Source organism: Prevotella melaninogenica (assembly GCF_018127925.1).
GTDB lineage: Bacteria > Bacteroidota > Bacteroidia > Bacteroidales > Bacteroidaceae > Prevotella > Prevotella melaninogenica_C.
This window is the reverse complement of sequence record NZ_CP072348.1, coordinates 382,447-399,978: the sequence shown is the minus strand read 5'-3', so window position 1 is coordinate 399,978 and position 17,532 is coordinate 382,447. Positions and strand designations below refer to the sequence as shown.

Genomic DNA, 17,532 nt, shown 5'->3' with positions numbered 1-17,532 from the left:
TATGTATGAAAAAGCCACAAGATATCAATGGTTTGAAGAAAAATCACTATCTTTGCAACAGAATCAGTTATCCTAAAAATGAAAAAGATTATATTGATTGCTGCCATCCTTTTAGGGGCATGGACAAACGGACAGGCTCAGGTAATAAACAAAAACGCCGTGAAACGTATTGGCGAAGTTGTTAAAGAAGGCTACCAAGACGTTAAAGGAGCCATTGTTCAAGATACCAAACCAACTGGTGAGCATACAGTATGGGATTTATATGCAGCCCCAAAAGTTGGATTAAACTTATCAAACCTCTTAGGTGTTGATAACAATTTTAAGTTGGGGGCTGTTGCTGGTGCCTACGTTGAAGTCTTCGTGGCTAAAAACCTTGCAATAGACGTTGAAATGCAATATAGCCATCAAGGAGGGTCAGGTAACTATCGTAATATCAACGCCACAGACGACTATGGGAACCCTATTATACAAAAATATGGTCCATACAATGTCAATTTGCATTATATCAACACTAACTATATAGTACGTTGGTATCCATGGGCAGATTTACCATGGAGTTTCACTACAGGAGTACACGCAGGATATGTTATCAGTGCACATGCCAAAGAGAAAAATGGTGAAGATATCAACCTCAAGAATCATATCCATAGTGGTGATGTCGCACTTCCTCTTGGTGTTAGCTACGAATGGAAGCAATGGCAGGTAGAAGCGCGCTACAATCTATACTTTAGAAAGTTAGCAAGAGATACTGAAGCAAAGGATTTATTAAAGAACGCTCGAAACAGTATGTTGGAAGTAACACTTGGCTACAGGATACAGGTGCTCTGATACCGTCTGAAAACAAGTGAGAAAACTCCTTTTCATACTATTTTTACTACTCTCTGCAGTTGCTTCTGCAGAGGAGTGTGATTCTATTGCTATACCTAAAATTAGTATAGAGGTACGTTATACGCCTGCCCAAACTTTATGTATAGACAAGGAACCACGTATCTGGACTAAGGCGAAAGAGACGCATGCCATAGCTGCACAAGTAAATATCATACCAACAGAGAATGATTTTGCACGTGATTATAACTACCCTACCTTCTCTGTTGGTCTGCGCTATAACCTTAACCATGGGACTACTATGCATAAAGATACCCCATGGGGAGAGGCACAGCCAGTAAATTATACCAGTAAATTAGGTAACTTCCTAACCCTATATGGTACGCTTAACCGCCCACTTTATCGTAGTGAACACTGGCAGTGGGGCTATTACTTAGGTACTGGCGTTGGTTATACTTCTCTAAAATATAACCAAAAGAACAATATTGACAACGAATATATTGGTTCACACCTTAATATCTTCTTCACAGCAGGACTGTACGGACAATATAAGGTAGCAAAGGAATGGAGCATAAAGGTTGGATTAGACTTCGCACACCATAGCAATGGGGCTATGGCACGACCCAACAAAGGTGCAAACTATTTAGGTCCATTCCTTGGTATTGTATACGAACCAGAGAAGGAAACAACGAAGGTTGCAAAGGAGAACACACTTTCTAAAAATCCTTTCCAAAAGTATTGGTTTACGGAATTTACCCTTGGAATAGGTGGTAAAACTTTACTTGAGGATTGGCAGCAGACACAATTTGAAACTCCACAAGGACATCCAGACTATCGTAAGGAGCAGTTTACTTTCTACGGATCCTATTCTTTCCATACTCACCTACTCTATCGTTATGCACGTCGCTGGGCATCTGGCGTAGGCTTTGGTCTTTTCTATGGAGATTATGCCAGTAGGGTTGCACAACATGATAAAGAACATGGATACACTGGAGAGAAGCATAGTCCGTGGTCACTGAGCATCGAAGGTCGTCACGAGATCTTTTATGGTAACATGTCTGTTCGTGTCAGCTTAGGCTATTACCTCTACCGACACATGGGTTATAAATCACGCAATGGCTTGGAAAGACCTTATCATGAACAAGTTGGTGTGTTTTATAGTTTCCCTAAGCTGAAGAATCTTACTTTAGGCTTTAGCGTTAATGCACATGCAACGAAGGCAGACCTCACAGAACTACAAATAACAATACCAATGAAGCTATAGAACAAGCCAGAATGACATAAAGACATATTTCCTTAGTAACACATTTTGTTGTTTGGTTTAAATATGTCATTAAAGGAATATGTCTTTATGTCATTCTGTCTAAACTATCGTCATTCTGTCTAAACTATCGTCATTCTGTCTGGAAAAGGTACTTCTCTATATCCTTAAACCCATTTAAGAATGAGCGAACATCCATTCGTTTCTTACCTGTCAACTGAATATCGAGAAGCTCCAAGAGGTTATCAGACGTATTGACATAGAGACGAGTCTTTTCTACGACGAGCGTACCAGGGGTACCTATAGATGCGCGGTCTGACTTAGCCGTCTTATAAACCTTCATAATCAAAGGCTTTACCTCATTGTCTTCAATAGAACAGAGTGTACTCCAAGTGCCAGGATAAGGACTGAGTCCACGCACAAAATCATAAACTTTCTTAGCAGACTGGTTCCAATTGATTTCGCATGTCTCCTTAAATATCTTCGGTGCATGATGTAATTCAGCATCTTCACACACTTGAGGAGCACTTATGCCATCAAGAACTGCAGAGAAATCAACGGTATCCAGACTATCTTCAGGCAATTTAGATGCAATGAGATCAATTGTTTCCATGGCAATCTTTGCGCCCAAAACCATCAAGCCATCATAGACATACTCAACATCAGCTGTATCAGGAATAGCAAACGGCTTTTGAAGGATAATACAACCAGTATCAATGTCTTTATCAAGGAAGAAGGTCGTCACACCTGTCTCGGTCTCACCATTGATAACCGCCCAGTTGATAGGAGCAGCACCACGGTACTGCGGAAGCAAGGCTGCATGTACATTAAACGTACCTAAGCGAGGCATACTCCAAACTATCTCCGGCAACATACGAAAGGCAACAACCACCTGCATATCAGCTTTATAAGAACGCAATTCTTCTATAAAATCAGCATCCTTCATCTTTACAGGCTGCAAAACAGGCAAGTTATGTTCAAGTGCATAGAGTTTCACAGGTGATGGCTGCAGCTGTTCTTGATGACGCCCAACAGGTTTATCAGGCTGTGTGACTACAGCTACAACATTATATCCATTCTCAACTAATGCTTTCAACGACTCCACAGCAAACTCTGGAGTACCCATGAAAACAATACGTATATTTTCTTTTTTCATTATCTTTGGGAATTTAACAAGAGGTGAGATAATAAGTAAGAGACGGCAGATACCTATTTATTCTGCACTAAAATCTGCTACAAACTGACGATACATACTATAAAGGCGAGCTCGAGAGATATAGCCAACCAACTGGCTATCAATATTCACAACAGGTAAATACTGTGCACCCGTACGTTCAAAAGTCTTCATCACATCCTCCATTGGGTCGTTGACACCGAGCATTGCTGCTGGTGGCGACATCAATTGATTTACATGGAAACGGTGATAAAGTTCTGTACGGAAAATAATATCTCGTAGATTGTTAATATCAATCTCACCTAATAACTTACGAGACTCATCGAGCACAGGAATATAATCATTGCGACTTGAACTGATAGCATGAATAAGTTTTCCCATCTCCATATCCGGTCCGACAGATGTAAAGTCATGATCGATAATCTTATCCATACTCATCAAAGTGAGGATAGACTTGTCTGTATGGTGTGTGAGGAGTTTACCTTGCTTTGCCAAACGTACAGCATATATACTATGATGTTCAAAGATATTTATCGTAAGATAAGAACTGATAGTCACGATAATCAATGGGATGAAGAGTTGATAACCGCCTGTTAGCTCGGCAATCAGGAAGATACCCGTCAAAGGTGCATGCATCACAGCCGACATCACAGCTGCCATACCATAGAGCGTAAAGTTCTTCTCTGGAATATAAACACCAAGTTGCTCCATATTCCAAAAACGAGCAAAGAAGAAACCACCAAAGCCACCGATGAACAAAGAAGGCGCAAAGGTTCCACCACAACCGCCTGCACCATTTGTTGCACTGGTTGCAAAGACCTTCGTCATTACAACTAAGCCCACATAAAGCAGTAAGAAATTTGACTTTTCAGCAAACATAGAACCACTCATGATTTGCATCCAGTCAGCCTCTGTCTTTCCTTCTATAAACAATCTCAAACTATCATAGCCTTCACCATAGAGAGAGGGAAAGAGGAAAATAAGTGGAGAAAGCACTAAGCCACCCACAAGTAGTTTCAGATAAGGCTTAGAAGAAAGTTTCCCATAACCATTCTCACACCATGACATTAAGCGCATGAAGTAGAGTGATACAAAACCGCAAGCGATACCTAACAAGATTGTCGGTGGAACGCGATCAAGTCCCCAAATGTTATCCATTTGGAAATGAAACATTGACGAACCACCTGTGAAGAAATAAGAGAAACACGTTGCCGTCACTGATGCAATCAATATCGGCAAAAGAGAAGCCATGGTCAAATCGACCATCAACACTTCCAATGTAAATACCAATCCTGCTATTGGAGCCTTGAAAATACCAGATACAGCCGCCGTTGCACCACAACCCACAAGAAGCATGAGTGTGCGATTATCTAAATTAAAGATACGTCCGAGGTTACTACCAATAGCTGAACCCGTCAACACAATAGGTGCCTCTGCTCCTACCGAACCACCAAAACCAATCGTAATGGCAGAAGCAACAATAGACGACCAAGTATTATGAGCTTTCAAACGAGATTGTTTCGTAGAAATAGCATAGAGGACACGCGTAATACCATGTGAAATATTATCACGTACAACATACTTAACAAATAGACTTGTCAGCCAAATACCTACGATTGGATAGATGAGATAGAGCCAGTTAATCGTTGCAACATCGAAACCAGAGGTTACTAATTCCTCTATCAATTTGATAATAAAGTGAAGAATATATGCTGCCAATGAAGCAAGAAGACCAATAGCAAACGCTAATACTAAGACTAACTCGCGATTGGAAACATGATTCTTTCGCCAATTATCAAGTTGAGAAATAATCCCCTGACTACCTGACACTTTCATCTATCAATTCAATTATTTCCTTATAACTTTTACTTCGCCATCAGCAGCCAATTTAATAATGCTGGATGGAGTATGTGGTTTGTGTTCCTGACGTCTTGACTCACAAACATAGTCAACACCATCAAGAATCTCCTGTGAGATATCACGATAATTCTGCGCAGCAGGTTCACCACTAACATTTGCCGAAGTACTTACAATAGCCTTCTGGAATCGATAGCATAACTCATGTGAGAAGGGCTCCTTTGTAATGCGAATACCTATAGAGCCATCTTCTGCTATCAGATTTGGAGCAAGATTAACAGCACCATCAAGAATCAATGTTGTTGGTTTCTCAACAGCTTCTATCAACTGCCAAGCAACATCAGGAACATTGCGTACATAACGCTGAAGTCGGTTATCAGAATCAACTAAGCAAATAAGAGCCTTCGAATCGTCTCTGCGTTTCAAGGCATATACCTTTGCTACAGCTTCCGCATTGGTAGCATCGCAACCTATACCCCACACAGTATCAGTTGGGTAAAGAATGATACCACCCTTTCTCATCACTTCAATCGCTTTCTTGATGTCGTCTTCCTGTTTCATCTTCTGTTATTGTTTTTTCTTTCTAAGTATTATAAGTATTCGCAAAGTTAGATTAAAAAAATGAGAACACAAAACAAAAACTACAAAAAGAAAGTCTATAAAGAGTTTTAAAGCCTGATATAACTTTCAAACGAAGAATCTTCCATATGATTACTTTTGACGGAACAATTCTATACTAACTACAAATTGCCTCCTTCTAATCAATGTTTAGCAAGACATTCTATACTCAACACCATTGGTGCGAAGCATCAGCACAATATGTGCGGGGCATCAACACGAGATGTGCGGAATAGCAACACATAGAAAGGATACGGGTAGAAAGATTCCTTTTTATCGCTATCAAGATAGCAAGACACACATAAGAATTTATTGAAAAACCGCTTTCTATCAACTTAGACACAGCGTACAGACATCATCATAAAAAGGAAATCATATAAAATTAGTAATATAGATAAAACATAATAGGGACAAACAACCTCGTAAGTCAGTTCTTTTAATTATAAAAAGAATGTCTGACAAGGGTGTTTGTCCCTACTTTAAATATATAAGTTTTAGACTCTTTCAAGTAGACAAGCAGACAAACTGCACATATAACTCAAAAGAAATCTGGACTTTATATCATTAATTACAATTCCCAACCAATAGCTGAAGCACCGAGAACGGCTGCTGCAGCATCGTCAAGCGAACTTACCAAGAACTTTGGTTTGTCCTTGAAGATTTCCAAAGCATGCTCCTTATAAGAACGCATGATTGGTTCCATCAATAAGTCACCAGCCTTAGTTAGACCACCAAAGAAGATAAAAGCCTCTGGAGAAGAGAAGGTTGCGAAATCAGCGCAAGCCTCACCTAATATCTTGCCAGTGAACTCGTAAACACGCTTCGCAAGTGCATCGCCACGACCAGCAGCAATAGAAACATCCAAAGAAGTGATATCTTCTGGCTTTATCTCACGCAACAAAGAGTCTTCCTTGCTATTCTGCAAGAACTCACGAGCTGTACGAGCAACGCCAGTTGCAGAGCAATAAGTTTCCAAACAACCTGTACGACCACAACCACAAGTGCGCCCCTTCTCTCCACGAACCATGATTACGTGGCCTAATTCTCCAGCAAAGCCATCAGAACCATAGACCATCTGACCATTGATAACGATACCAGAGCCGACACCTGTACCGAGTGTAATCATGATAAAATCCTTCATTCCGCGGGCAACGCCATACTGCATCTCACCGATAGCTGCAGCATTCGCATCATTAGTAAGACCAACAGGAATACCCAACTTCTGTGAGAACATATCGCCCAATGGCACAACACCATCGTGTCCCCATGAGAGGTTTGGTGCAAACTCAATCGTGCCACGATAGAAGTTACCATTAGGTGCACCAATACCCATAGCACGGAACTGACCTATTCCACCATATTTTGCAACGAGAGGACGTATTGCCTCTACACCTGCTTCTACAAAATCGTCGACTGTCTTATAAGCCTGTGTCTTAATAGAATTGGTGGCAAGTACCTGACCACGCTGATCTACGACACCGAATACTGCGTTTGTTCCTCCTAAATCCAAGCCAATTACAAATGGCTTTTCCAATCCAGTTACAACTGGTTTCTGCTCTGTTACGTCCATGACATAATAAGTTTTTAGTTTGAATATACTATGGGCAAAGTTATGAAAAAAAGAGGAATGCCACAAAGTTTTGTTAGGTAAATTTGCTTATCTCGTATTATTTTTGCAATTTTGCACCCAAAATAACAAGCATGCAATTTCCTATTCAATTAGATATACTGGATTTTATCTTTAAGGGACTGCTTATTGGAATTATAGCATCAGCTCCCATGGGTCCAGTTGGAATATTATGTATACAACGAACCTTGAACAAGGGACGTTGGTATGGTTTTATAACAGGTATTGGAGCCGCTATCAGCGACACTATTTATGCACTTATCGTAGGGTTAGGTATGAGTTTCATTATGGGACCTTTAGAAAACCCTACATATAAGTTGATAGTACAGATTACAGGAAGTGTATTATTATTACTCTTTGGAGTCTATTGCTTCAAATCTGATCCGATGAAGAAAGCTCATCAGAGTGGTAAGGAGAAGGGGTCTCTCTTCCATAATGGCGTTACAGCCTTCTTGGTAACCCTCTCTAATCCAATGATTATCTTCCTCTTCATTGCAAGTTACGCACAATTCGCTTTCGTACAGCCTAATCGCCCATTAGAGATGATTATCGGTTTTACCTGTATCCCTGCTGGTGCGTTACTTTGGTGGTATGGCTTATCATGGTTGATAGATAAGATTAGAGGAAAGTTTGATGTCAATGGTATTCTTATTATAAATAAGGTTATAGGTTCTGTTGTCATTCTGTTTTCTATCATTATGCTTGTAGGTACAGTATTTAATCTTTATCATCTGCCAACTATTGACGGATTAATGGAATAAGGGTAATTTATGTTTGTAGCTAAGGAATTAAGAAAGAAGAGTATAGCAGAATATCTGCTTTATATGTGGCAGATAGAAGATACTATCCGTGCTTACGGTTGTTCATTGACACGAATCCGTAAAGAATATATCGACCAGTTCCAATACACCGAAGAACAAAAGGAGGAAGAGGAAGACTGGTTTGGCGACCTTGTACGCATGATGAATCAAGAAGGTTGTCGAGAAGGTGGACACCTACAGATTAACAAGGTGCTCATGCAGGACCTTACAGAGCTACACGCACAGTTGCTGCAATCATCAAAGTTTCCGTTCTATTCTGCTGAATATTATCGTGTTTTACCCTTCATTGTTGAGCTAAGAGGTAAGACAAAGCGTACAGCAGACAAGATGGCACGTACAAATGATGAACGCTTAAAGAGTGTTGCTGCGCAGTTAGGAAAGAGTGAGATAGAAACTTGTTTCGACCTTCTTTATGGAGTGATGATGCTTCGTCTACAGAAGAAAGAGATTACCCCCGAGACAACTCGTGCGCTTAACGAGATAACAACCTTCATTGGTATGTTGTCAGACTACTATATTAAGGATAAGACTGAAGGCTTAAACTTCGGCGAAGAATAAAGGAGATAGCTTATGAATATTTTAGTTACTGGAGCTAACGGACAGCTTGGCAATGAGATACAGCTTGTATCTAAACAGAGTAAAGACCACTATATCTTCACTGACGTATGTGAGGGATATACAAAGTTAGACATTACTAATCTCGAAGACATCCGCAAGATGGTACAAGACAATAAGATTGAATGTATCATCAACTGCGCTGCGTGGACCAATGTGGACAAAGCAGAGACAGCGGGTGAGATTGTTGAATTACTCAATGCGACTGCACCAGAGAACCTTGCAAAGGCTATGAAAGAGGTTGGTGGCTTGCTTGTTCATGTCAGCACAGACTATGTCTTCGGTGGCGACCCATATAATACTCCTTGCAAAGAGGATATGAAGGGTACTCCTACTGGCGTTTATGGTTTAACAAAACTGCACGGTGAGGAGAAGATTCAAGCTACTGGTGTGAACCATATTATTCTTCGTACAGCATGGCTTTACAGCGAGTTTGGTCATAACTTCGTTAAGACTATGATGAATCTCACAGCTACTAAGCCACAGCTGAAGGTTGTTTTCGACCAGTGCGGAACACCAACTTATGCGGGCGACTTAGCAGATGCCATCTTCGATATCGTTGAGAACCGCAAGTATGAAAGAAATAATGGCATCTACCACTTCTCTAATGAGGGTGTATGTAGCTGGTATGACTTCACGATTAAGATTGCAGAACTTGCTGGAAACACAGCATGTGACATCCAACCTTGCCACAGCGACGAGTTCCCTTCACCTGTTACACGTCCTGCCTACTCTGTCCTTGATAAGACAAAGATTAAGGAAACCTTTGGCATAAAGATTCCATATTGGGTTGATTCACTGAAGAAGTGCATGAAAGGCTTACAGGAATAAGACAAATAATAGGAGTTAAAAAGGAAGATTATAAGACTTAGTTCAGCTATAAATTGATTTAAAGAATTATAAGCTAATTAGTTAGCTCCACTTCAACAACAGCTGACAAGACTTTTACTCCCAAAGAATATAAGACAAATGAATGAAATAGAACGCAGGCGAACGTTCGCCATAATCTCTCACCCAGATGCTGGTAAGACTACTTTGACAGAGAAATTCCTTCTCTTCGGTGGTCAGATTCAGGTTGCTGGTGCGGTGAAGAGCAACAAGATACGTAAGACAGCTACATCCGACTGGATGGATATTGAGAAGCAGCGTGGTATCTCTGTATCAACTTCTGTGATGGAGTTTGACTATAAAGATTATAAGGTAAATATCCTTGATACTCCTGGTCACCAAGACTTTGCAGAAGATACTTATCGCACACTGACGGCCGTTGACTCTGCTATCATCGTTGTTGACTCTGCCAAGGGTGTGGAAGCTCAGACGCGTAAGTTGATGGAGGTGTGTCGTATGCGCAACACACCAGTTATCATCTTTATCAATAAGATGGACCGTGAAGGTCGTGACCCATTCGAGGTTTTAGACGAGTTGGAAGAAGAACTCAAGATTAGTGTACGTCCACTCTCATGGCCTATCGGTCAGGGACAGCGCTTCAAAGGTGTATATAATATCTACGAACAGCAGTTGAACCTCTTCACACCGAACAAACAGCGTGTGACAGAGAAGATTGAAGTAGATATCGATTCTAATGATTTGGACGAGCAAGTAGGTGCTGACTTTGCTGAACAGCTACGCAACGACCTTGAGTTAGTCAATGGTGTTTATCCAGACTTTGATGTTGAAGCTTACCGCCGAGCAGAAGTTGCACCAGTATTCTTCGGATCTGCATTGAATAACTTTGGCGTTCAAGAGTTGCTCGATTGTTTCGTTGAAATAGCACCAAGCCCACGTCCAACCAAGGCAGAAGAGCGTATGGTTGAACCAAGTGAACCAAAGTTCACAGGCTTCATTTTCAAGATTACAGCCAATATCGACCCTAACCATCGTAGTTGTATCGCTTTCTGTAAGGTATGCTCTGGTAAGTTCCAGCGTAACCAGCCTTATCTCCACATTCGTAATGGAAAGACGATGCGCTTCTCCTCTCCTACTCAGTTCATGGCACAACGCAAGAGTACTGTAGAAGAGGCTTACCCTGGTGACATCGTTGGTCTGCCTGATAGCGGTGGAGTATTTAAGATTGGTGACACACTAACTGAGGGAGAAAACATCCACTTCCGCGGTCTACCAAGCTTCTCACCAGAACTATTCAAATACATTGAGAACGATGACCCAATGAAGTCTAAGCAGTTCCAAAAGGGTATTGAACAGCTGATGAATGAAGGTGTTGCACAGTCATTTGTAAACCAATTCAACAACCGTCGTATCGTGGGAACCGTTGGACAACTTCAGTTTGAGGTTATCCAGTATCGATTGGAGCATGAGTATAATGCCAAGTGTCGTTGGGAACCTGTACACCTCTATAAAGCTTGTTGGATTGAGGCTGACGACGAGAAAGAGTTAGAAAACTTCAAGAAGCGTAAATATCAGTATATGGCTAAGGATATTGAGGGACGTGACGTCTTCCTCGCTGACTCAGGTTATGTGTTAAGCATGGCACAGCAAGACTTTGAGAATATCCGTTTCCACTTTACAAGTGAATTCTAATTCAAGAATATGACATAACAAAAGCACCAAAGAATATATCGTTTCTTTGGCGCTTTTTTTATATGATTAGACGTGTAAAATACTCTAATAACACGCTCATTTCAAACAAGTTAAGCTATTTGATTGTACTTAAAAACCTAAGTTAAACTCTCTGTTCATCAAGATATCGTTCTTTCTTAAGAGAGACACATACTCTTCCAAACGGCAAACGACTTCTACCCGTCCTTTATATTGTAATGGTGATTACCCACAAAACGATGTCTGTTTACCAACCGCACCATGTATGCTAAGCATCAACACAACATGTGCTGAGCATCAACACAACATGTGCGGGCACTCAACACATCGGTTAAAGATTAGAAGACGTGTTCAGAAATGCCTTCATTTATATAAATAAGACACTAATAACTATATTCAATGAAAGAGATTTACCAGACAGCTCAATAAACTGTTTACTTCTTGATAAACTTCTTACCGTTCTGAATAACGACACCCTTGTAATCCTTACCTACACGCTGACCAGCGAGGTTATAGATAGGTACATTCTCATTTACAGTACCATTGTTAACTTCCTTGATACCTGCAGGTTCACTCTTTAAAGTAACAGTAATCTTCTTTACACGTACCTGATGCCCAGGAGTCTTAAACTCAACAGAGTTCTTATCTCCTGTCCATGTTACATTAATTTTGTCAGCAGAAACAGACAATCCTGCCATAGATGAATCAAAGCCATCACCTAAGAAACTCTTACCACCAGCTTTATATGTATCACATACAAAGACAACATTGCTAATGTTTGCTGCAGACGAAGTGATTGTTGTTGTAGCATTCTTGTACAAACGATAAGAAAACTTATCGTCTACCTTACCGTCACTGAGAGTAATAGTTAATCCTTATACGAATTCTTTTTATCATGCACTCATGTGTGAGCCCTCCAACATACGACTGCTGTTGGAATCATTCTTTTATATTGGCACATCTGTTTCACTACAAGCCCTTAGATTTCAGTATAATCATTGAATGACTTCTGCGTTGTCATTATCTCTTTCGCCTTATCACTAAATATAAAATAAAAAAGCGATTACGGCAAAGCAATTCTCTCAAAAATAAAGTTCCTGTCACTTCTGTCAGTCATTTCAAGAATATAACTTGCTTATTTACAGCAGTGTTACGCAAAGTGTTAAAAGTGACAGCAAATTAAAAATAAAACTATTCGTATAAAGAGGTATTATCGTTTGACACCAATTACAGCATCTTCATCACGGCACATTTCAGAAGAACCTACCGTTTCATATTTAGTCCATGTGTGCGGTAACTATTCAGCGATAATTGATATATATTATCAAACCTTAAATAAGGCTTGAATCGCATTATATGGAGTTTTGTCGTGCTTCTTAGCTGTTTCTACAATCGAATGAAGTTCAAGGAAAGCGTCTGCTCCGAAGTCTGAACGAAAAGCACAGGAGTTCTTCAGTTTGATTTTTAGCTTGCGTATTCCACGTTCACTTCCATTATTGTCAAATGGTATCATCGGATTTTCGAGGAAATTGAAAATGTAATCTCTGCATTTGACCAAGCCTTTTCTGAACGTAATAAACTTTTTACCAAGCTCCTCTATATTCTGTTTGAGTAGATTGTCTAAACGTCGGGTCCATGACACCTTGTCTATAACGTCGTTCGGATTGCTATTCCGCTCGTGAATGGCTTCACGGAACAGATTGGTTACTTTCCCAGACCACTCTTGCTTAGTGTTCAACTCTGAGAGATATTGCAGTTCGCGCAGTAAGTGAGCAAGGCATATCTGGTGATTGAGGAAATGGAGTGCAAAGTATGCGCTATGGCGGTCGGTAACGGCAGTCATTCGTTCCAGGCTATCGCCAAACTTGTCTGCTAATACCTTCGCCCCTCTTCCATTAGCACGGAAAAGCAGTGTGTAATAAATGGTTTGTGCTATCCATGCCCAGTCGAGTCTTTTCTTACAGTACAAGCCGCTCTCATCGAAACCAACAACTGCTGATAACTTGATATATTCTTTAATCTTATCAATCACAGGTTGTGCATTTCTCTTTGCCTCATTTACTCAGTTCACCAGCGAGCCTTCGCTTGGAGTGAGTCCAAATACCTCACGCAAAAAACTTTCTATGCGACCATAAGGAAGAAATTGCACGACACTCAGATAAACCACTAAGGTCTTTACGCTTGAATCATATACCACGTTGTTTGACCGCCGTCTCGGTGCCGTCCGAATACGTTCACCACAGTTCTTGCATACCATCACATAGTGTCGGATTTCCCTGATTACGGGCTTCAACTCTGGAATGGAAATAACCTGCGTCACATAATCAAGTACACGTTCTGTATCTGATAAAGATTCTCCGCAACGAGTGCAATAGTTGGGTACCTCATCAATTATCTCGTCAGGTATGGAAGAGCAAGACAGCTTATGCCCATCATGTCCCTTTTGTCCTCCCACCTTCTTACCACTTGGCTTACGGAGACTTCTTGTTCTTCTGATAACCTCATCCTTCATACGCTCCTTGCTTGGCGGAGTGCTGCTGTTATTAGAGTTGTTGTCAGGTTTTTCATACTTAGCCAAGCGTTCCTGTAAGTTTATAAGTTCCGTATCTTTCTTGCGAATTTGGAGGTTCAGAGCATTTATGTTACGGTTCAATTTGATAATCTCGGCATACTGCTGATTAACAGTTGCACGTAATAATCGCATCTCTTCCGTCATGCCTTGTAATACTTTTGATATGTCCGTAACCTGCTCTTTCATAGGTATAAAGGTACAAAGAAAATCTGAAATACGCAAGAAAAACAAGCATATTTATAGCCTTTATACGAAGATTTTAGAGGAGAAAATACAGACTGATCGATACCGCTGAATAGTTACTGTGTGCGCATACAATGTTAAAAACTTATTTTTTTGTTGGTAAAATTTGTTTTATTCCACTATTTATCCTATATTTGCGACGTGTTTTTCACTGATTTAGATATTTTGCTAAATCATTTTCGAGGTTGGTAGCTTCCTGCACCAACCTCTTTTTTATTTATCTAAATTTCAGAAAAACGACTCCAACACTTGACTTATTGATAATCTTTACTTACCTTTGTATCAGATTATTAAACTTAATTCTATGAAGATATACAAACTTTTTTTCTTACTTTTCGCAGCTGTACTATTGTTTAGTTGTGGTAAAACAATTCTACCATCAGATGATAATAATGAAGACGAAACAGAAAAGCATTCTCCTTCTCACTCACCTAATGAAGCAAAGATCTATACTGTTTCGGAATTTATCAAAGGAGACTTTGGGAATAATGGAGTTTGGGTACATGGTTATATTGTTGGTGCTTGCAAACGAAGCATCAAGCAGGCAGAATGGGAAGCACCTTTCACGTATGACTCTGCAATCCTATTAGCTGATAACCCAGAAGAGACTGAGCCTGAGAATGTTATTTCTATTCAAATGGTCAACAAACAAATGAAAGAAGAAATAGGCTTAGCAGCCAATCCGCAAAACTATGGTAAACATATAGCCTTCTTCGGAATTAAACAAAAGTACTTGGGAGTACCAGGAATGAAAAAGCATATCCTGGCAAGTGAATGGTTGGACGAATGACTTTTTATATAAAAGATTTGCTCTAAATAAGAAAAATGATTATATTTGCATTCCCAAATAATTATATAAGTTAGAAAAGCCTATCGATAAACTTCTACTTCATAAGAAATAAGATTGAAAATGAAGAATCTGAATGAGATGACCGACGAACAGTTGGCATTGTCATACATTGAAGGAAGCAACGATGCTTTCGATTTGTTGCTATCGCGCAATCAATCGAAACTTTTTTCGTATATTCTATTCGTTGTGCGTGATAGGGATGCTGCTGATGACTTGTTTCAAGAAACCTTTGTAAAGATTATCACGAAGTTGCAACAGGGAAGATACTCACCAACAGGTAAGTTCTCTGCATGGATTATGCGTATCGCTCATAATGTGATTATGGACTGGTATCGTGCGCAACGTGCAGATAAGGTGATTGATGCTCCAAAGGATAATGATCTATCCAATGTCGGTGGTGATGATACTGTTATTGATAACATTGAGTGTCAATTCATTAACAGTCAGACACTCTCAGATGTAAAACGAATGATGAACCTTCTTCCTGCGACACAGCGTGAAGTGGTATTTATGCGTTTTTACCAAGAGATGTCTTTTAAAGAGATTGCTGAGACGACGGGTGTCAGCATTAATACCAGCCTTGGTCGTATGCGTTACGCCATATTCAACTTGCGGAGAATGGTTCGTGAACACAAAGTAAGTTTGCAATTAACATAAGAACAAATAGTTCTTTTCTTAACGATACAAAATGCCCTCACTTATCTCTTAACTATCACGTTAAGAACAAGTGAGGGTATCTTTTATACCTTATAATTATCTATGTAATTGTTTGAGTGAGTGGATAGTTGCCTTAGGATCTGCAGCCTTAAAGACATAACTGCCACTAACAAGAATGTCGACACCAGCCTCAACTAAACGAGGAGCCGTCTCAGCCTGTACACCGCCATCAACCTCTATCAGTGCATTACTACCTTCACGCTCAATCAACTGACGAAGGCGTTGTACTTTCTTGATACTGCTCTCTATGAATTTCTGTCCACCAAAACCAGGGTTTACACTCATGAGTTGAACGATATCCACATCACCAATGATATCCTCAAGAACATTGACAGGTGTTGAAGGGTTAAGCGTCACACCAGCTTTCATACCAGCTGCATGAATCGCTTGTATCGTTCGATGTAAGTGAACACAAGCCTCATACTGAACATTCATGATAGCTGCACCAGTGTCAGCTGTCTGTTGGATATAGTTTTCTGGGTGAACAATCATAAAGTGTACGTCCATTGGCTTCTTGCATGCCTTACCTACTGCTTCAAGCACAGGAAAGCCAAAAGAGATATTAGGTACAAAGACGCCATCCATTACATCCATGTGAAGCCAATCAGCCTCACTTTCATTAATCATTTCAATCTCCTTATCCAAATGAAGGAAGTCAGCGGAGAGCAGGGAAGGTGATACTATTATTTCCATATAAATATTAATTCAAACAGAAGGTTTGCATCTTCCCATTGATTTTAATAACACGATAGGTATAAGCTATCTGTCGGATAATATTAAGCGTCTTCTCAGACGGCTTAAGTTCTTCGGAAGTAAATATTCTAACCATAGGCCAAAAATAAGTTGTTGAGAGTTATATGTCATCTAAACGCTATCTAATAGATATTATTATATCTTCCTACAAGAATATTTTCACTTTGAACCCAAATCTCTAAGTTTGCAATATGAATTACAAACTTAGAGATTTAGGTTAAATACATTAATTTTATAGGAATACTCTTGAATCATTCCTCTTAATTCGTCTTTCCTCTAAATAAAAGAGCTTTTCTCCATTTCACAAGCGTATAATTCGATAATTTTATGTAAGTTTGTAGCGTAAAAGTATTTGAGAATTTTATATCTATATGATTATAAAGGTATGCGGCATGCGTGATGCCCACAATATTCACGAAGTTTCTCAACTTGGCATAGACTGGGTAGGATTGGATTTCCTTCCTAAGAGCGAACGCTATGTTAGTCAGATATCGTCATGTGCTGGTATTATTCCCGATTATGGAACGCTGTCTGCCTTATCTGAACACGATTCATCTCAACAGCAACAAAGACCTACTCTTTGTGGAGTCTTTGCCGATGACATGCCACAGAATATTGTTACACGTGTTGTAAACTTCAATCTTGATATCGTCCAACTTAATGGAGAAGAAAGTATGGTGATGATTGATAATCTTCGCCGTACCATTGACCCAGATATTCATGCTGGGATAAAGATTATGAAGCGCATTGTCATTACAAAGCGTGAGGACATTGAGAAATACAAGGAGTATGTAGAAGGGGTTGATTATTTCCTCTTTGACATCCAAGATAATCTAAAGGATTGGAGCATTTTGGAAGCGTATGACGGGAAAGTTCCTTTCCTTGTAAGTGGAAATATTGGTACCGAAGATGTTGAGAAGATTAAAGGTTTTTCTTATCCCCAGTTCTATGGTATCAGTGTGAACGAGAAGTTTGAGACAGCACCAGCGGTAAAGGATGTTGCTTTACTAAAGGACTTTCTTGAAAAAGTAAAGTAAGTCTAT

The 17,532-nt window shown here is 39.9% G+C and carries 16 protein-coding genes and 1 pseudogene; 9 read left to right on the top strand and 8 right to left on the bottom strand.

The window, feature by feature from the left end; all coding sequences use genetic code 11:
* The first annotated feature begins 78 nt into the window (after nt 1-78).
* Nucleotides 79-828 (top strand): outer membrane beta-barrel protein, encoded by a 750-nt coding sequence (locus J4861_RS07125; RefSeq protein WP_211817413.1) that lies wholly within the window; start codon nt 79-81, stop codon nt 826-828.
* A gap of 16 nt (nt 829-844) precedes the next feature.
* A complete protein-coding gene (locus J4861_RS07120) occupies nt 845-2,089 on the top strand; it encodes an acyloxyacyl hydrolase (protein WP_211817412.1) in 1,245 nt (414 codons plus the stop codon).
* A gap of 130 nt (nt 2,090-2,219) precedes the next feature.
* Here J4861_RS07120 and fmt read toward each other — a convergent pair whose 3' ends face one another.
* The 4 genes from fmt to J4861_RS07100 all read right to left on the bottom strand — a co-directional run bounded on the left by fmt (nt 2,220) and on the right by J4861_RS07100 (nt 7,305).
* Complete coding sequence (fmt, locus tag J4861_RS07115; protein ID WP_211817411.1) at nt 2,220-3,242, bottom strand: methionyl-tRNA formyltransferase; 1,023 nt, start codon at nt 3,240-3,242, stop codon at nt 2,220-2,222.
* 57 nt (nt 3,243-3,299) lie between these two features.
* On the bottom strand, nt 3,300-5,096 hold the full coding sequence (locus tag J4861_RS07110; RefSeq protein WP_211817410.1) for a chloride channel protein: 1,797 nt from the start codon (nt 5,094-5,096) through the stop codon (nt 3,300-3,302).
* 12 nt (nt 5,097-5,108) lie between these two features.
* Entirely contained in the window at nt 5,109-5,678 is a 570-nt protein-coding gene (locus J4861_RS07105; RefSeq protein ID WP_004361264.1) for an L-threonylcarbamoyladenylate synthase, read from the bottom strand.
* A gap of 625 nt (nt 5,679-6,303) precedes the next feature.
* Complete coding sequence (locus J4861_RS07100; protein WP_211817409.1) at nt 6,304-7,305, bottom strand: ROK family protein; 1,002 nt, start codon at nt 7,303-7,305, stop codon at nt 6,304-6,306.
* Nucleotides 7,306-7,436: 131 nt separating this feature from the next.
* Here J4861_RS07100 and J4861_RS07095 point away from each other — a divergent pair, with 131 nt between their 5' ends.
* The 4 genes from J4861_RS07095 to J4861_RS07080 all read left to right on the top strand — a co-directional run bounded on the left by J4861_RS07095 (nt 7,437) and on the right by J4861_RS07080 (nt 11,336).
* Entirely contained in the window at nt 7,437-8,123 is a 687-nt protein-coding gene (locus tag J4861_RS07095; protein WP_211794185.1) for a LysE family translocator, read from the top strand.
* A 9-nt stretch (nt 8,124-8,132) separates the two neighbouring features.
* Nucleotides 8,133-8,741, top strand: a complete 609-nt coding sequence (locus J4861_RS07090; RefSeq protein WP_004361270.1) for a DUF4924 family protein — start codon at nt 8,133-8,135, stop codon at nt 8,739-8,741.
* A 12-nt stretch (nt 8,742-8,753) separates the two neighbouring features.
* Nucleotides 8,754-9,629, top strand: a complete 876-nt coding sequence (rfbD, locus tag J4861_RS07085; protein WP_211817408.1) for a dTDP-4-dehydrorhamnose reductase — start codon at nt 8,754-8,756, stop codon at nt 9,627-9,629.
* Nucleotides 9,630-9,767: 138 nt separating this feature from the next.
* A complete protein-coding gene (locus J4861_RS07080) occupies nt 9,768-11,336 on the top strand; it encodes a peptide chain release factor 3 (RefSeq protein ID WP_211817407.1) in 1,569 nt (522 codons plus the stop codon).
* 452 nt (nt 11,337-11,788) lie between these two features.
* On the opposite strand, the gene J4861_RS07075 is transcribed toward J4861_RS07080, so the two are convergent.
* Nucleotides 11,789-12,175: a hypothetical protein gene (locus tag J4861_RS07075; RefSeq protein ID WP_211817406.1), complete on the bottom strand. Its 387-nt coding sequence runs from the start codon at nt 12,173-12,175 to the stop codon at nt 11,789-11,791.
* Nucleotides 12,176-12,678: 503 nt separating this feature from the next.
* Nucleotides 12,679-14,112 (bottom strand): annotated as a pseudogene (tnpC, locus tag J4861_RS13555) (IS66 family transposase).
* A gap of 361 nt (nt 14,113-14,473) precedes the next feature.
* Between tnpC and J4861_RS07065 the strand changes: the two are divergent.
* Together J4861_RS07065 and J4861_RS07060 are read left to right on the top strand one after the other, a co-directional pair.
* The gene (locus J4861_RS07065) at nt 14,474-14,959 is read left to right on the top strand and encodes a DUF6359 domain-containing protein (RefSeq protein WP_211817405.1); all 486 of its coding nucleotides are present in this window, start codon (nt 14,474-14,476) and stop codon (nt 14,957-14,959) included.
* Nucleotides 14,960-15,079: 120 nt separating this feature from the next.
* Entirely contained in the window at nt 15,080-15,676 is a 597-nt protein-coding gene (locus J4861_RS07060) for a sigma-70 family RNA polymerase sigma factor (protein ID WP_004361282.1), read from the top strand.
* Between the two features lie 96 nt (nt 15,677-15,772).
* On the opposite strand, the gene rpe is transcribed toward J4861_RS07060, so the two are convergent.
* Together rpe and J4861_RS13480 are read right to left on the bottom strand one after the other, a co-directional pair.
* Nucleotides 15,773-16,429 carry a ribulose-phosphate 3-epimerase gene (gene rpe / locus J4861_RS07055; protein ID WP_211817404.1) on the bottom strand — a complete coding sequence of 219 codons (657 nt, stop codon included), beginning with the start codon at nt 16,427-16,429 and terminating at the stop codon, nt 15,773-15,775.
* 7 nt (nt 16,430-16,436) lie between these two features.
* Nucleotides 16,437-16,565, bottom strand: coding sequence for a hypothetical protein (locus J4861_RS13480; protein ID WP_004361286.1), 129 nt, complete (start codon nt 16,563-16,565; stop codon nt 16,437-16,439).
* A gap of 295 nt (nt 16,566-16,860) precedes the next feature.
* On the opposite strand from J4861_RS13480, the gene J4861_RS07050 reads away from it, so the two are divergent.
* Nucleotides 16,861-17,526 carry a phosphoribosylanthranilate isomerase gene (locus J4861_RS07050; RefSeq protein ID WP_211817403.1) on the top strand — a complete coding sequence of 222 codons (666 nt, stop codon included), beginning with the start codon at nt 16,861-16,863 and terminating at the stop codon, nt 17,524-17,526.
* The last annotated feature ends 6 nt before the right edge of the window (nt 17,527-17,532 follow it).

What these genes read in the sequence shown, in the direction of transcription:
- J4861_RS07105 (WP_004361264.1), bottom strand. Translation starts at nt 5,678, where the DNA reads ATGAAACAGGAAGACGACATCAAGAAAGCGATTGAAGTGATGAGAAAG.
- fmt (WP_211817411.1), bottom strand. Translation starts at nt 3,242, where the DNA reads ATGAAAAAAGAAAATATACGTATTGTTTTCATGGGTACTCCAGAGTTT.
- J4861_RS07095 (WP_211794185.1), top strand. Translation starts at nt 7,437, where the DNA reads ATGCAATTTCCTATTCAATTAGATATACTGGATTTTATCTTTAAGGGA.
- J4861_RS07125 (WP_211817413.1), top strand. Translation starts at nt 79, where the DNA reads ATGAAAAAGATTATATTGATTGCTGCCATCCTTTTAGGGGCATGGACA.
- J4861_RS13480 (WP_004361286.1), bottom strand. Translation starts at nt 16,565, where the DNA reads ATGGTTAGAATATTTACTTCCGAAGAACTTAAGCCGTCTGAGAAGACG.
- rpe (WP_211817404.1), bottom strand. Translation starts at nt 16,429, where the DNA reads ATGGAAATAATAGTATCACCTTCCCTGCTCTCCGCTGACTTCCTTCAT.
- J4861_RS07050 (WP_211817403.1), top strand. Translation starts at nt 16,861, where the DNA reads ATGATTATAAAGGTATGCGGCATGCGTGATGCCCACAATATTCACGAA.
- rfbD (WP_211817408.1), top strand. Translation starts at nt 8,754, where the DNA reads ATGAATATTTTAGTTACTGGAGCTAACGGACAGCTTGGCAATGAGATA.
- J4861_RS07080 (WP_211817407.1), top strand. Translation starts at nt 9,768, where the DNA reads ATGAATGAAATAGAACGCAGGCGAACGTTCGCCATAATCTCTCACCCA.
- J4861_RS07100 (WP_211817409.1), bottom strand. Translation starts at nt 7,305, where the DNA reads ATGGACGTAACAGAGCAGAAACCAGTTGTAACTGGATTGGAAAAGCCA.
- J4861_RS07060 (WP_004361282.1), top strand. Translation starts at nt 15,080, where the DNA reads ATGAAGAATCTGAATGAGATGACCGACGAACAGTTGGCATTGTCATAC.
- J4861_RS07090 (WP_004361270.1), top strand. Translation starts at nt 8,133, where the DNA reads ATGTTTGTAGCTAAGGAATTAAGAAAGAAGAGTATAGCAGAATATCTG.
- J4861_RS07110 (WP_211817410.1), bottom strand. Translation starts at nt 5,096, where the DNA reads ATGAAAGTGTCAGGTAGTCAGGGGATTATTTCTCAACTTGATAATTGG.
- J4861_RS07065 (WP_211817405.1), top strand. Translation starts at nt 14,474, where the DNA reads ATGAAGATATACAAACTTTTTTTCTTACTTTTCGCAGCTGTACTATTG.